This window comes from Polaromonas aquatica (genome assembly GCF_042659145.1).
In the GTDB taxonomy this organism is placed as follows: Bacteria; Pseudomonadota; Gammaproteobacteria; order Burkholderiales; family Burkholderiaceae_C; genus Polaromonas; species Polaromonas aquatica.
The window spans coordinates 184,706-199,394 of sequence record NZ_JBHSRS010000084.1; the positions used below are offsets into that span (position 1 = coordinate 184,706).

Below are 14,689 nucleotides of genomic sequence, written 5' to 3' on the forward strand. Positions count from 1 at the left end.
ACAACATAAAATGGATTGGAAAGTATCAATCAAAGCACGCATACTCGACATCACAACAAACCCCCACGAGGTATTTCATGGAAACCAAAACCATCACGCTCAACCCGCGCAGCAAAAACATCACCGAGGGCAAGTCGCGCGCGCCGAATCGCTCCATGTACTACGCCATGGGTTACGAAGAAGCCGACTTCAAAAAACCCATGATTGGTGTGGCCAACGGCCATAGCACCATCACGCCCTGCAACAGCGGCCTGCAAAAGCTGGCGGATGCGGCGATTGCTGCGATTGAAGAAGCCGGCGGCAATGCGCAGGTTTTCGGCACACCGACGATTTCCGACGGCATGGCCATGGGCACCGAAGGCATGAAATATTCGCTGGTCAGCCGCGAAGTGATTTCCGACTGCATCGAGACCTGCGTACAGGGCCAGTGGATGGACGGCGTGCTGGTGGTCGGTGGTTGCGACAAAAACATGCCGGGCGGACTGATGGGCATGTTGCGCGCCAACGTGCCCGCCATCTATGTCTACGGCGGCACCATCCTGCCGGGCAGCTACAAGGGCAAGGACCTCAACATCGTCAGCGTGTTTGAAGCCGTGGGCGAAAACGCCGCCGGCCGCATGAGCGATGAAGACCTGCTGCAAATCGAACGCCGCGCCATTCCCGGCACCGGCAGCTGCGGTGGCATGTACACGGCCAACACCATGTCCAGCGCGTTTGAGGCTTTGGGTATTTCGCTGCCCTATTCCAGCACCATGGCCAATCCGCATGACGAGAAAATGAACTCGGCCAAAGAGTCAGCAAAGGTTTTGGTCGAGGCCATCAAGAAGGACATCAAGCCGCGCGACATCGTCACCAAGAAGGCTATTGAAAACGCCGTGGCCGTGATCATGGCGACAGGTGGTTCCACCAATGCCGTGCTGCACTTTTTGGCGATTGCACATGCCGCCGGTGTGGACTGGACGATTGATGACTTCGAGCGTGTGCGCGTCAAGACGCCTGTGCTCTGCGACCTCAAGCCTTCGGGCCAGTACCTGGCCGTGGACCTGCACCGCGCGGGCGGCATTCCACAGGTCATGAAGACGTTGCTGGCCGCCGGCCTGCTGCATGGCGATTGCCTGACGATTTCCGGCCAGACGATTGCCGAAGTGCTGAAGGACGTGCCCGATGTGCCGCGCGCCGACCAGGACGTGATCCGCCCCATCAACAAGCCGATGTACGAGCAGGGCCACCTGGCCATCCTCAAGGGCAACCTGTCGCCTGAAGGCTGCGTCGCCAAGATTACCGGCCTGAAAAACCCGGTCATGACCGGTCCGGCCCGCGTGTTTGACGATGAGCAGTCAGGCCTCGCCGCCATCCTGGCAGGCAAGATCAAGCCCGGCGATGTGATGGTGCTGCGTTACCTCGGTCCCAAGGGCGGGCCCGGCATGCCGGAAATGCTGGCTCCCACAGGCGCGCTGATTGGCGCCGGCCTGGGCGAAAGTGTGGGCCTGATCACCGACGGCCGTTTCTCGGGCGGCACCTGGGGCATGGTGGTGGGCCACGTCGCACCGGAAGCGGCGGCCGGCGGCAACATCGCCTTCATCAACGAGGGCGATTCGATCACCATCGACGCCAAACAACTGCTGCTGCAACTCAACATCAGCGACGCTGAACTGGCCAAACGCAAGCAAGGCTGGAAAGCCCCGGCACCGCGTTACACACGCGGCGTGCAGGCCAAGTTTGCCTTCAATGCATCGAGCGCCAGCAAGGGTGCGGTGCTGGACGACTATTGATTCCAGCTGACATGTAAGACAAAAAGCCCGTGGGTCACAGACTTCACGGGCTTTTTAATTTTGATGCGGGAGCGACTTCAGCCCGTTTGAATTTGCGCTTATTTACGTTTTTTGGCAGACAACATGCCCATCGCGTCACGCTGCCTGTCTATGCGGTGCTGCTTGCGCTTTGCCATCTTGTCGATTTCCCTGCGCTTGGTGTAGCCGGACTTGTCGGCCCAGGCCCACCAGGCCACGGCAAGCGCGAACGGGGACAGGACTATCCACCAGCTCAAGGTGGCGACCGGGCCGATCTCCATGTACTTCAGGAGCAGCGCGGCAACACCGATAAGTAAAAAATACATCTGTAACTCCTGCTTTCTACGGCATATGAAGGGACGGTAAAGTGCTGCGGTTTTGCTGCGGCCGCCAGCCAGATAACGGAATAACCCTTGAAACCGAGGTCAACCCACATCACTACAATAACGTTGGAAGACTGTAACCGAACTAACTATTCCCTCACGAGGACAATCCATGAACCGCATTCTTGCCGCAATCGCCATCCTTGCCTCCTGTGTCTCCGTATCCGCGCATGCCCAAGCTGAACTGCAACTGGCTACCGCCAAGAACTGCATGGCCTGCCACGCCGTTGACAAAAAACTGGTGGGCCCTTCGTACAAGGACGTTGCAGCCAAGTACGCCGGCCAGAAAGATGCCGCCGACAAATTGGCAGCCAAGATCATCAAGGGTGGCTCCGGCGTCTGGGGCCCCGTACCCATGCCGGCCAACGCACAGGTCAATGCTGACGAGGCCAAAAAACTGGCGACCTGGATTCTGACCCAGAAGTAATTTTCAGAAGCGCGGTCTGCCCCCGGACCGCTCGTCCACAAAAAAGCCCGTCCATTGACGGGCTTTTTTCATGCGCAGCTGGTTTTACAGATTTTCAGACAGCTGGTCGAGGATGGCGGGGTTTTCCAGCGTTGAAGTGTCCTGCGTAATCGCCTCGCCCTTGGCAATGCCGCGCAGCAGGCGGCGCATGATCTTGCCGCTGCGTGTCTTGGGCAGGTTGTCGCCAAAACGGATGTCTTTCGGCTTGGCAATCGGGCCGATCTGTTTGCCCACCCAGTCGCGCAGTTCCTTGGCAATTGCCTTGGCTTCATCGCCGGTGGGGCGTGAGCGCTTGAGCACCACAAAAGCCACGATGGCCTCGCCGGTCAGGTCATCAGGCCGGCCAACCACAGCGGCCTCAGCCACCAGCGCGGAATGTGCCACCAGCGCCGATTCGATTTCCATCGTGCCCATGCGGTGGCCCGACACGTTCAGTACATCGTCAATGCGGCCCGTGATGCGGAAATAACCGTTGTCGGCATTGCGCACCGCGCCGTCACCGGCCAGGTAAATATTGCCGCCCATTTCCTCCGGGAAGTAGCTCTTTTTGAAACGCTCGGGGTCGTTCCAGATGGTGCGTATCATTGCCGGCCAGGGGCGCTTGACCACCAGCATGCCGCCTGCGCCGTTGGGCAAATCCTTGCCGGTCTCGTCAACAATCGCGGCCATGATGCCGGGCAGGGGCAAGGTACAGCTGCCGGGCACCAGCGGCGTGGCACCGGGCAGGGGCGTGATCATGTGGCCGCCGGTTTCGGTTTGCCAGAAAGTGTCAACGATGGGGCAGCGCTCGCCGCCCACGTTTTTGTAGTACCACATCCAGGCTTCGGGGTTGATGGGCTCACCCACCGAGCCAAGGATGCGCAGGCTGCTCAGGTCCGAACGCGCCGGGTGCACTTTCTCGTCGCCCTCCGCGGCCTTGATCAGCGAGCGGATGGCCGTAGGCGCCGTGTAGAAAATCGTGACCTTGTGTTTTTCAATCATCTGCCAGAAGCGGCCCGCATTCGGGTAGGTCGGGACACCCTCGAAGATGACCTGTGTTGCGCCCGCAGCCAGCGGGCCATAGGCGACATAGGTGTGGCCGGTCACCCAGCCGATGTCGGCGGTACACCAGAACACATCGGATTTCTGCAGGTCAAAAGTCCAGTCCATGGTGAGCTTGGCCCACAGCAGATAACCGCCGGTGCTGTGCTGCACGCCCTTGGGCTTGCCGGTGGAGCCGGAGGTGTAGAGGATGAACAGCGGGTGCTCCGCGCCCACAAACTCCGGCTCGCACGTGGCCGCGGCCTTGGCGGTGACCTCGTGCATCAGGCTGTCGCGCCCGGCCACCATGTTGCAGGCCGTGGCCGTGCGCTGGTAGACGATGACGTTCCTGATGGACTCGCAGCCGCCCAGGGCAATGCCTTCATCCACAACGGCCTTGAGCGGCAGTTCCTTGCCGCCGCGCAACTGGTAGTTGGCGGTGATGACGGCGACGGCACCGGCGTCCTGGATGCGCTCCTGCAGGCTTTTGGCCGAGAAACCGCCAAACACCACCGAGTGCGTGGCGCCTATGCGCGCGCAGGCCTGCATGGCGACAACCCCTTCGACCGTCATGGGCATGTAGATGATGACGCGGTCGCCTTTCTTGATACCCATGGCCTTGAGTGCGCTGGCGAACTGGCTGACCTTCGCATGCAGTTGCTTGTAAGTGACATTGGTCACCTGGCCATCGTCGGCCTCGAAAATAATGGCTTTCTTGTTTTCGGTCGGCGTGCCCAGGTGGCGGTCCAGGCAGTTGTACGAGGCATTGAGTTCACCGTCCGCAAACCACTTGTAGAACGGGGCGTTCGACTCGTCCAGCACCTCGGTGAAGGGCTTTTTCCAGCTCAGGTTGTCATGCGCCAGTTGGGCCCAGAAACCTTCAAAGTCCTTTTCCGCCGCTGCGCACATCGCGTTGTAGGTGCCCATGCCGGAGATGCGGGCCGCCTTGACGGTAGCTGCCGTGGGCGGGAACACGCGGTTCTCGATCAGCATGGATTCGATGTTGGACTGGGGCGTGGCGGTGCTCATTGAGGAGGTCTCCTGTTTGTCATGAAGGGCGGTGTGCTGGCGTGGTACTGTCATGCGTGGCACTTACAAGCCACTGACTGGCACGAACCTTACAATTCTCCTACTTTCTCACCCACCGTTCCCCCTATGTCCGACAACTCCGTCAAACCACCTCCCCCGCCACTCCGTCCGCTGCCCAACCTGATTTTTGCCAGCCGCTGGCTGCAACTGCCCTTGTACCTGGGACTGATTGCGGCGCAGGCCGTGTACGTGGTTCACTTTGTGGTGGAGCTCCTGCATTTGATCGAGGCGGCATTTGGCAGCCAGACGGCCTTGCAGTCATTGATCACCAGCATCGGCTACAAAACGGCGATACCCGTCGTGACCCTGAATGAAACCGTCATCATGCTGGTGGTGCTGGCGCTGATTGACGTGGTCATGATCTCCAACCTGCTGATCATGGTGATTGTGGGCGGCTATGAAACCTTTGTAAGCCGCATGGACCTGGAAGGCCACCGTGACCAGCCCGAGTGGTTAAGCCATGTGAATGCGTCGGTGCTCAAGGTCAAGCTTGCAACGGCCATCATCGGCATCAGCTCGATCCACCTGCTCAAGACTTTCATCAATGCCGACAACTACACCGACAAGGTGCTGATTGCGCAAACGGTGATCCACATCACCTTCCTGCTGTCTGCCATTGCGATTGCCTACACAGACAAGATCATGTCCGGCATCGCCGCTGCGGAAAAGCACTGAGCCCGGCCCGTCAGGACGCCCGGCGTACGGGCTTGACTTTTCATGCCAAAAAGTTATAATTAGCTTCATCAGACGATCAACTAGTCATGTTGATCGCTCTGCACTACTCGCGGACCTCAAGCTGTCCCGTCGCGGTGCAGATATTCTGCGTCGGGCTATAGCCCGGCAACCGGCCGGTTTTCCGGCCCCCCGATGCCGCGTCGCGTTCATCCGGACCAGCCCCCTAGACCAGGCCTGCTGATTCGCACACCGAACGCCGACAGGCTCTGGTTGCGTCACTTCGTCGTCTTCAGTGCCTGTCAGGCGGCCTTGCGCTTGCGACGGATACCCATGTGTCCGCGCCGGGCGCCAGGCTGTGGTCGTGGCTGCGGTTCGCAGCAGTCGTCATTTTTGGGCGGCGCTTTGTCCACTCTTCTCAACAAGGAGCCCCAAGCGCATGGCAAAAGAAATTCTCATCGACCACGTGTTCAAGGTCTTCGGCGACGCGCCGGAACAAGCCCTGGAACTGGTCCAGCAAGGCCTGAGCAAACAGGAAATCCTCGCCCGCACAGGCCATTCCATTGGCGTCTTTGACGCCACCTTCGACATCCAGGCCGGCGAAATTTTCGTCATCATGGGCCTTTCGGGGTCCGGCAAGTCCACCCTGGTGCGGCTGCTGAACCGGCTCATCGAACCCACCGCCGGCCGCATCGTGATCGACGGCCACGACATCAACGAACACTCGGATGCCAGGCTGCGTGCCCTGCGCCGCAAAGACATCAGCATGGTGTTTCAGTCCTTTGCGCTGATGCCGCACATGACGGTACGCGACAACACCGCCTTCGGCCTGGAACTGGCCGGCACCGGCAAAAAAGACCGCCTCGCACAAGCCGACAAGGCCCTGGCCCAGGTGGGCCTGGACGGCTGGGGCGACAGCTACCCCGACGAACTTTCAGGCGGCATGCAGCAGCGCGTTGGCCTGGCACGCGCGCTGGCCAGCGACCCTTCCATCCTCCTGATGGACGAGGCCTTTTCGGCGCTCGACCCCATCATCCGCACCGAAATGCAAAGCGAGTTGCTGAGGCTGCAGGAGGTTCAGCGCCGCACCATTGTTTTTATCTCGCACGACCTTGACGAAGCCATGCGTATCGGCGACCGGATTGCCATCATGAAGGACGGACAGGTCGTGCAGGTCGGCACGCCCGAGGACATTCTGCGCAACCCGGCCAACGACTATGTTCGCAGCTTTGTGCGCGGCGTCGATGCGGCGGCCGTGTTCAAGGCCGGCGACATTGCACGCAAAAGCCAGGTCGTTGTGGCCGAGCAGGCCCATCGCGGCTCGCGTGCCGCGCTGAAGATGCTGGAAGACCAGGACCGGGACTACGCCTACGTGGTCAGTCCCGACCAAAAGTACCTGGGCCTGGTGTCGGCCGACTCCCTGCGCGCTGCCCTCAAAGGCTGCATCGGGCCTCTGGGCCTCTCGCACGCCTTCCTGCCCGACGTCAAAACCATTGCCGCCAACCACCCGGTCAGCGAACTTTTCGGCGAGGTCGCCCATGCGCCCTATCCGGTTCCAGTGGTCGATGAACACGGCCGTTATGCCGGCGCCATCAGCAAGAACACCTTGCTGAAATTCCTGGACCGCGGCACCGACTGAGCGGCACCGCCGCCAGCCCTGCCACCACCGCCGAAAGGCCTGGAAGGTCTCTCACTTTCCGGGCTGCTTTTTCCGACTTCACGCCAAAGGACTCCTGCCGCATGAGCGAAGCTACCAACACGACGATTCAAACTATCCCGCCCCTGGACGCCTGGGGCCAGACCACCGACATCCCCAGCCCCTGGAGCAACGCCGACGCCCCCGCCGCACCGGCACCCGAGTTGCCCGCCGCTGACCCCAGCTCGGCCTGGGCCGATGTCAGCGATGCGTCCAACAGCGACTGGCTGGGCACGCCCGCTGACCTGACGAATGTGGACCCGCTGGCCGCGGCCGATGCGGGCGGCCTGCATCTCAACCAGCTCTGGGACGGCTCCCTGCCCATTGAAAACTGGATCAACCAGGGCCTGAACTGGGTGGTGCTGCATTTCCGCCCCTTCTTCCAGACCGTTCGTGCGCCCATAGATACGACACTCGCCAGCGTTGAAGGCCTGCTGCAAAGCGTGCCCTCGCTCGCCATGATCGCCCTGCTCGGCCTGCTGGCCTGGCAATTCGCCGGGCGTGCGCTGGCCATAGGCACTGTGGTCTCGCTGCTGCTGGTGGCCATGCTGGGCATCTGGCCCGAAGCCATGGTGACGCTCTCGCTGGTATTGACCTCGCTGGTGTTCTGCCTGGTGCTCGGCCTGCCGCTGGGCATCTTGCTGGCCAACAGCGATCGAGCCCAGCGCGTGATGCGTCCGGTGCTCGACGCCATGCAGACCACACCGGCCTTTGTCTACCTGGTGCCGGTGGTGATGTTGTTCGGCATCGGCAATGTGCCGGGTGTCATCGTCACCATCATCTTCGCCCTGCCGCCGCTGGTGCGCCTGACCAACCTGGGCATACGCCAGGTGCGGCCCGACCTGATCGAAGCAGCACGCGCTTACGGCGCCTCGCCCTGGCAGTTGCTGATGAAAGTGCAGTTGCCGCTGGCCATGCCGTCCATCATGGCGGGCATCAACCAGGCCTTGATGTTGTCGCTGTCCATGGTGGTCATCGCCTCCATGATTGCGGTAGGCGGCCTGGGCCAGATGGTGCTGCGCGGCATTGGCCGCCTGGACATGGGACTGGCCACGGTAGGCGGTCTGGGCATCGTGCTGCTGGCCGTCACGCTGGACCGCATCACCCAGTCCATGGGCCGCCCGCGCCGTGGTGTTCGCCACTGGTACCAGACCGGCCCGGCCGGCGTGCTGTGGCGTGCACTGCAGCGCCAGCCGGCAGCGGACCATGACAACACGGCGACAGATCATGCCGGGGCCGCGCTGTCGGCACGTATTCACTGATCACCGCCTGTTCACCCCTGAAAGGAAACCACATGACACGTCCACAACCCACGACCCTCTGGCGCGCACTGCTGGGCGCCGGCCTGCTCGCACTTGGCCTGGCCGGCGCTGCCCGTGCCAATGATCTGCCCGGCCAGGGTGTCACCGTGCAACCGCTCAAAAGTTCGCTGGCCGAAGAGGCCTTCCAGACCCTGCTGGTGTCCAAAGCCCTGGAAAAACTCGGCTACAAAGTCCTGCCCATGAAAGACCTGGAGCCGGCCACCGAACACCTGGCCATTGCCAACGGCGACGCCACCTTCATGGCCAACCACTGGAACCTGTTGCATGCCGATTTCTACAAGAACAGCGGCGGCGATGCAAAGCTGTATCGCCAGGGCACGTACGCGGGCAACGCGGCACAGGGCTACCTGATCGACAAGAAAACAGCCGATGAATACCATATCACCCACATCGACCAGTTGAAGGACCCGAAAATCGCCAGGCTGTTCGATACAGACGGAGACGGCAAGGCCGACCTGACCGGCTGCAACCCGGGCTGGGGCTGCGAGCTGGCCATTGAACACCACCTGAAAGCCTACAAGCTGGGCGACACCGTGACCCACAAACAAGGCAGCTACGCCGCCCTGATTGCCGACACACTTGCCCGCTTCAAGCAAGGCCAGCCCATCCTCTACTACACCTGGACCCCGTACTGGGTCAGCGCCGCGCTGCGCCCGGGCAGGGACGTGGTGTGGCTGCAAGTTCCGTTCTCATCGTCACAAGGCGAAGGCCAGGCCAGGGTCGACACCCAGTTGCCCAACGGCAAGAACTACGGCTTCCAGGTCAACCACCAGCAAATCGTGGCCAACAGGGCTTTTGTCGAGAAAAATCCGGCAGCCGGAAAACTCTTCGCCATCATGCAATTGCCGGTGACCGATATCAATGCCCAGAACCTGCGCATGAGCCAGGGCGAGAACAAGGCCAGCGACATCGAGCGCCACACCGAGGGCTGGATCAGGGCACACCAGCCCGTGTTTGACGGCTGGATCGCACAAGCCCGTGCGGCCGCCAAAAATCAGGAAAAACAGGCTGTAGCCCTTTAGTCCTGTGCGCAACCAGCTATCGTATTGATAGCTGCCTGCACTGATTTCAAGGCGGCACGACTCAATGCCTGAGCATCAACGCCCGGTCATCTGCGCGGGCACCACCCACTGGTCGAACTGCTCGGCCGTGACATGGCCGGAGGCGATGGCGGCATCACGCAGGCTGCTGCCTTCCTTGTGCGCCTTTTTGGCGATGTAGGCGGCCTTGTCGTAGCCGATGTGGGTGTTGAGCGCCGTCACCAGCATGAGCGAGCGGTCCACCAGTTCGGCGATGCGTTCCCGGTTCGGTTCTATGCCCACCGCGCAGTGGTCGTTAAAACTCACCATGCCGTCGGCCAGCAGGCGCACGCTCTGCAAGAAGTTGTAGGCAATCATGGGCCGGAACACATTGAGTTCAAAGTTGCCCGATGCGCCACCGAAGTTGATGGCCACGTCGTTGCCAAACACCTGCGCCGCGAGCATGGTGACCGCTTCGCTTTGCGTGGGGTTAACCTTGCCGGGCATGATGGACGAGCCCGGTTCGTTTTCGGGAATAGACAACTCACCGATGCCGCTGCGCGGGCCGCTGGCCAGCCAGCGCACGTCATTGGCGATTTTCATCATGCTGGCCGCCAGCGTTTTCAGCGCGCCATGCGCATGCACCAGCCCGTCGGCAGAGGCCAGCGCCTCAAACTTGTTGGGGGCGGTGACAAAAGGCAAGCCGGTCAGGCTGGCCAGCTCTGCCGCGACCTGTTCGGCATAACCCTTGGGCGCGTTCAGGCCCGTACCCACCGCCGTGCCGCCAAGGGCCAGTTCATACAGGTGCGGCAGGGCATCACGCACGTGTTTTTCGCCGTGTTCCAGCTGGGCCACGTAACCGGAAAACTCCTGGCCCAGCGTCAGCGGTGTCGCGTCCTGCAAGTGCGTGCGGCCTATCTTGACGATGCCGTCAAAGTCCTTTGATTTTTGCGCCAGCATGGCGCGCAACCTGGAAATCGCCGGCAGCAGCTTGTGCCGGATGGCGTCCACCGCCGCCACATGCATGGCCGTGGGGAACACGTCGTTGCTCGACTGGCTGCGGTTCACGTCGTCATTCGGGTGCACCAGCCGGCCTTCACCACGCTCGCCGCCCATGATTTCGCTGGCGCGGTTGGCCAGCACTTCATTGACATTCATATTGGTCTGTGTACCCGAGCCGGTTTGCCAGACCACCAGGGGGAACTCATCCGCATGCCGGCCGGCAATCACCTCATCGGCAGCTGCGACTATGGCCGCCGTTTTGGCCTCGTCCTGCAAACCCAGCGCCTGGTTGACGCGGGCGGACGAGCGTTTGATCTGCGCCAGCGCCCGGATGATTTCACGCGGCTGCTGCTCGCCGGAGATATCGAAGTTCTGCAGGGAGCGCTGGGTTTGCGCGCCCCACAGGCGGTTGGCGGGTACTTCGATGGGGCCAAAGGTATCGCGTTCCGTGCGCGTGGCGTGGCTGGCGAGGGGTGTGCTCATGGTGTAGGACCTGACTTTTCAAAACAGCGGGTTGTAGTTTCCAGCATCGCCGCTCATAAAGCAATTCGGATTGAAGGGCGCTTGCCTTGCAAAGCTTCGGAATTTCAGAGCTTGGGAATTTCAGCGCAGGAGCGGCACTATAGATTGTGATGTCGAACTGGCTCCAAGACCGTTCACTTGGCCGGCGCCGCTTCTGCCTGTATCGGGGTCTTGCGCCCCCCATGAATCAGCCCATGCACCGCCAGGCCCGCCAGGAGACCCCAGAACGCACCGCCCACGCCCAGCAGGGTGACGTTGGCCGACGTTGCCAGGAAAGTGATCAGCGCCGTCTCGCGCGTGCGGGCGTCGGCCATGGCCTGGGCCAGGCTGCCCCCAATGGCTCCCAGCAGGGCCAGGCCCGCCAGCGTGGCAATGAAGGTGCGTGGCAAGACCATGAACAATGCCGCCAGCGTGACGCCGAAAATGCCAACCGTGACGTACAGCAGCCCGCACACCAGTCCGGCGATGTAGCGCTTGGCGGCCTCTTCGTGGGCGTCCTTGCCGGTGCAGATGGCCGCGGTGATGGCCGCCACATTGAAGGCGTGCGCGCCGAACGGCGCCATGACGAGCGAACCCAGGCCCGTCACGGTGAGGATGGGATTGGCGCTGGTCTTGAAACCATCGTTGCGCAAGACCAGCATGCCGGGCATGTACTGCCCGGTCAGCGTGATGACGAACAGCGGCAGCGCCACGCCCAGCAGCGCAGCGACAGAGAACCGCGGGACTTGAAAAACCGGCGCGGCCAGGCTCAGGTGAAGGCTCTGCAAATCTATCCTGTCCTGGGCAAGGAGCAAGGCCATGCCGATGGCCAGAATCCCCACCACGGCGAAGCGCGAGGTGAAGCGCCGCAGCACGGCATAGGACACCACCATCACCCCCACCAGCAGCGGGTCGGCGCTGGCGCCGCCGAACGCATTCACGCCGAACTGCAAAAGAATGCCGGCGAGCAGCCCAGCGGCAATACCGCCAGGAATCAGCCTCACCAGGCGCTCGAATGCGCCCGACATGCCGAGCAGGATGAAGCCCAAGGCGGAGATCACGTAGGCGCCAATCACTTCGCCATAGGGCGTGAAGGGCATGACCGTCGCCAGGAAGGCCGCGCCTGGCGTTGACCAGGCCGTGATGATCGGCTCGCGGTAGCGCCAGCTCAGCCATGCGCCCGTCAAGCCGACGCCCACGCTGATCGACCAGACCCAGGACGCCGTCTGCGCCGCACTGAGCTGCGCCAGCTGCGCCGCCTGGAAGACCAGCACGAAGGTGCCGCCGTAGTTGACGATGACGGAAATCAGCGCCGCGATGGCTGGCGCGATGAAGTCGGTGGGTCGCAGTCCTGTCGTTGGTCGCTTCACGAGGGTCCTTCCTGGCGGGTTAAGGCATCAAGAGGAAAGTGCTTCATCCCCCTGACATCGAAGCCTGAAAGCTTAGGCCCCAATAGACCGTTCAATCAGTCCAATTACCCATCACAAGCCCGACCGCATGGTGTATACCGCCGCCCCTCATCGAACGGCCGCGTCAGGGCTACCCAAGGGCCTTGGCCAAACGCTGAATAGCGGTCTCTATCTCGTGAGGCGTGAGCGCCGCAAACCCGAGCAGCCATCCGCCCCGGGCGGGCGGCCTGGCGTAAAGGCGGCTGAGTCCGGGCAGCTGGATGCCCACGCGTGCGGCTTGCCTGATCGTGTCCGGCTCGGACCAGCCCTCCGCCAGCAAGCAAGGCATCTGCAGTCCGCCGGGCGGCAAATGGGCCGCCACGATGCCGCGCAGGTGCCGCTGAACGGCATGGGCCATCGCTTCGCGGCGCACGGCGTAGATTTTCCGCATGGCGCGGATATGGGAACCGAAGTGCCCTCCGTCCAGAAAGCGCGCCAGGGTCAGTTGAGATATCTGGGGCGTGTGGCCGTCCAGAATGCTGCGTGCATGGCTCATGGGCTTGACCAGCTCATGCGGCAGCACCATATAGCCCATCCGCAGACCCGGATACAGGGACTTGCTGAAGGTCCCCAGGTAAATCGTCCGCTGGTGCGTGTCCAGCCCCTGCACACAGGCGGTGGGCAGGCCTTCGTAGTGGAACTGGCTGTCGTAATCGTCCTCGATGATCCAGCCCTGGCGCTCAGCGGCCCAGGCCGTCAGCTCAAGCCGCCGCTCCAGCGCAAGCGTGGCGCCCGTGGGGTATTGGTGCGAGGGCGTGACGTAGATTGTGTTCGCGCCGCTGGGGTCCGCCCGGAGCATATCTGTGCGCAGGCCTTTGTGGTCCACCGGTATCGGCACGATCTTGAGCTGGGCCATCTCGAACGCCTTGCGCGCGCCGAAATAGCCCGGGTCTTCCATGAGGATGGGCTGGCCGGCATCGACCAGCACCTGAGCGCACAGGAAGAGCGCCTGGCGGGTGCTGGACAGCACCAGCACCTGGTCTGCCGCCACCCGGGCGCCACGCTCCAGGTTCAGGTAGTCGGCGATGGCCTGCCGCAGCGGCTCGGCGCCCTGCGGGTCGCCGTGCAAAAGAACGCTGGGCCGGTGGCTTTTCAAGGCCTGGCGCTGCAGGCGTTCCCAGATGTCCACGGGGAAGGTTCGCGTTTCAGGAAGCCCTGTCGCGAAGGCCTTGACGGCCTGCTGGTCGGCCACGCCGCCGCCAGCGAGAATGTTCGCGCCGCGGGTACTGAGCGCCACGGATGAGCCGGCCTGCGGGCGCAGCGGCATGAACGCCTTGCCATTTTTCTGGCGCGTGCCCTGCAGGTTCGGCCCGATCTTGTCAGAGACGAAACTGCCCGAGCCGGTCCGCCGGCAAAGGTAGCCGTCCAGCTGCAATTGGGCATAGGCCGTCTCCACGGTGTCTCGTGACAGGCCCAGGGACTGCGAGAGCGTGCGGGTCGCGGGCAGACGGCAACCCGGCGCCAGCACACCGTCCAGAATCAGCTGGCGCAGCGCGCGCTGCACGCGCACATGCAATTCCAATGCCGCCAGCCTGGGGTCGGCGATACGGATTTTGAGGGTATCGAGCTCGAAGTTGTTGGCCATACGGTCTGCCCAAAGTGCAGGAACAAGCGTTTCAAGCAGTCCATTCTGGCTTGGCCGCACCGTCATGTCCAGGTGCGATTCGCAGGCCTCATGGCCGGGCCGCATGACGACGGGTCTTGAATCTCCCGACGGGCCGGCGGCGCTACACAGTCATCCGGTATTCAATGAAGCCCGATTGCCGAGCCACCCAGTTGTAGAGCTTTTGCGCACGCTTGTTGGTTTTGTGGGTATGCCAATACAGTTTGGCGCATTGGCGCTGCCGCGCAAATCGCTGCACCCATTCGATCAGCAATTTCCCGGTCCCCGCGCCGCGCGTCGCCGGAGAAACATACAAATCCTCAAGGTAGCAGTAGTCCGTGACCGCCCATGTCGAGCGATGCACGACCGAGTTCACAAAGCCCAGCAACTGATCGCCCTGCACGGCAACGGCCGAAAATACAGGCTCATCCGGATCGAGAAACCGATGAAACGTGGAGCGTGTGACTTCCTCGCTCAATGTCACTTCATAGAAATCCTGATAGCCCAGCCAAAGCTGTCGCCACTGCGCCTCATCGCTGGGCTGAATTGCCCGTACCGCCACCGACTGTGGATTGCTGCTCATTGTGCTCACCTTCTAAAAAATCGAATAGAACCGGAAACGCCATGGAATGGTAAAGGCCCCAATCGACTCGAAACCGACCAATTCAAGCCGGGCAA

At 62.1% G+C, this 14,689-nt stretch carries 12 protein-coding genes; 6 read left to right on the forward strand and 6 right to left on the reverse strand.

Features of this window, described 5'->3' with window-relative positions; all coding sequences use genetic code 11:
* The first annotated feature begins 77 nt into the window (after positions 1-77).
* Positions 78-1,772, forward strand: coding sequence for a dihydroxy-acid dehydratase (gene ilvD / locus ACFQND_RS22105; RefSeq protein ID WP_371439700.1), 1,695 nt, complete (start codon positions 78-80; stop codon positions 1,770-1,772).
* Positions 1,773-1,870: 98 nt separating this feature from the next.
* On the opposite strand, the gene ACFQND_RS22110 is transcribed toward ilvD, so the two are convergent.
* Positions 1,871-2,116 (reverse strand): TIGR04438 family Trp-rich protein, encoded by a 246-nt coding sequence (locus ACFQND_RS22110; RefSeq protein ID WP_371439701.1) that lies wholly within the window; start codon positions 2,114-2,116, stop codon positions 1,871-1,873.
* 169 nt (positions 2,117-2,285) lie between these two features.
* Here ACFQND_RS22110 and ACFQND_RS22115 point away from each other — a divergent pair, with 169 nt between their 5' ends.
* Positions 2,286-2,600: a c-type cytochrome gene (locus ACFQND_RS22115; RefSeq protein ID WP_371439702.1), complete on the forward strand. Its 315-nt coding sequence runs from the start codon at positions 2,286-2,288 to the stop codon at positions 2,598-2,600.
* An 84-nt stretch (positions 2,601-2,684) separates the two neighbouring features.
* Here the strand turns inward: ACFQND_RS22115 and acs are convergent, their stop codons facing one another.
* Positions 2,685-4,688, reverse strand: coding sequence for an acetate--CoA ligase (acs, locus tag ACFQND_RS22120; RefSeq protein ID WP_371439703.1), 2,004 nt, complete (start codon positions 4,686-4,688; stop codon positions 2,685-2,687).
* 126 nt (positions 4,689-4,814) lie between these two features.
* Between acs and ACFQND_RS22125 the strand changes: the two genes are divergently transcribed.
* The 4 genes from ACFQND_RS22125 (at position 4,815) to proX (ending at position 9,460) form a co-directional block, all read left to right on the forward strand.
* A complete protein-coding gene (locus ACFQND_RS22125; RefSeq protein WP_371439704.1) occupies positions 4,815-5,423 on the forward strand; it encodes a TIGR00645 family protein in 609 nt (202 codons plus the stop codon).
* A 436-nt stretch (positions 5,424-5,859) separates the two neighbouring features.
* On the forward strand, positions 5,860-7,059 hold the full coding sequence (gene proV, locus ACFQND_RS22130) for a glycine betaine/L-proline ABC transporter ATP-binding protein ProV (RefSeq protein WP_371439705.1): 1,200 nt from the start codon (positions 5,860-5,862) through the stop codon (positions 7,057-7,059).
* A 101-nt stretch (positions 7,060-7,160) separates the two neighbouring features.
* Positions 7,161-8,378, forward strand: a complete 1,218-nt coding sequence (proW, locus tag ACFQND_RS22135; RefSeq protein ID WP_371439706.1) for a glycine betaine/L-proline ABC transporter permease ProW — start codon at positions 7,161-7,163, stop codon at positions 8,376-8,378.
* 32 nt (positions 8,379-8,410) lie between these two features.
* Positions 8,411-9,460: a glycine betaine/L-proline ABC transporter substrate-binding protein ProX gene (gene proX, locus ACFQND_RS22140; RefSeq protein ID WP_371439707.1), complete on the forward strand. Its 1,050-nt coding sequence runs from the start codon at positions 8,411-8,413 to the stop codon at positions 9,458-9,460.
* Between the two features lie 75 nt (positions 9,461-9,535).
* On the opposite strand, the gene fumC is transcribed toward proX, so the two are convergent.
* The 4 genes from fumC to ACFQND_RS22160 all read right to left on the reverse strand — a co-directional run bounded on the left by fumC (position 9,536) and on the right by ACFQND_RS22160 (position 14,594).
* Positions 9,536-10,942, reverse strand: coding sequence for a class II fumarate hydratase (fumC, locus tag ACFQND_RS22145; RefSeq protein WP_371439708.1), 1,407 nt, complete (start codon positions 10,940-10,942; stop codon positions 9,536-9,538).
* A 173-nt stretch (positions 10,943-11,115) separates the two neighbouring features.
* Positions 11,116-12,330: a benzoate/H(+) symporter BenE family transporter gene (locus tag ACFQND_RS22150; protein WP_371439709.1), complete on the reverse strand. Its 1,215-nt coding sequence runs from the start codon at positions 12,328-12,330 to the stop codon at positions 11,116-11,118.
* Positions 12,331-12,499: 169 nt separating this feature from the next.
* Positions 12,500-13,993 (reverse strand): MocR-like pyridoxine biosynthesis transcription factor PdxR, encoded by a 1,494-nt coding sequence (gene pdxR / locus ACFQND_RS22155; RefSeq protein WP_371440078.1) that lies wholly within the window; start codon positions 13,991-13,993, stop codon positions 12,500-12,502.
* A 142-nt stretch (positions 13,994-14,135) separates the two neighbouring features.
* The gene (locus ACFQND_RS22160; RefSeq protein WP_371439710.1) at positions 14,136-14,594 is read right to left on the reverse strand and encodes a GNAT family N-acetyltransferase; all 459 of its coding nucleotides are present in this window, start codon (positions 14,592-14,594) and stop codon (positions 14,136-14,138) included.
* Between the last annotated feature and the right edge of the window lie 95 nt (positions 14,595-14,689).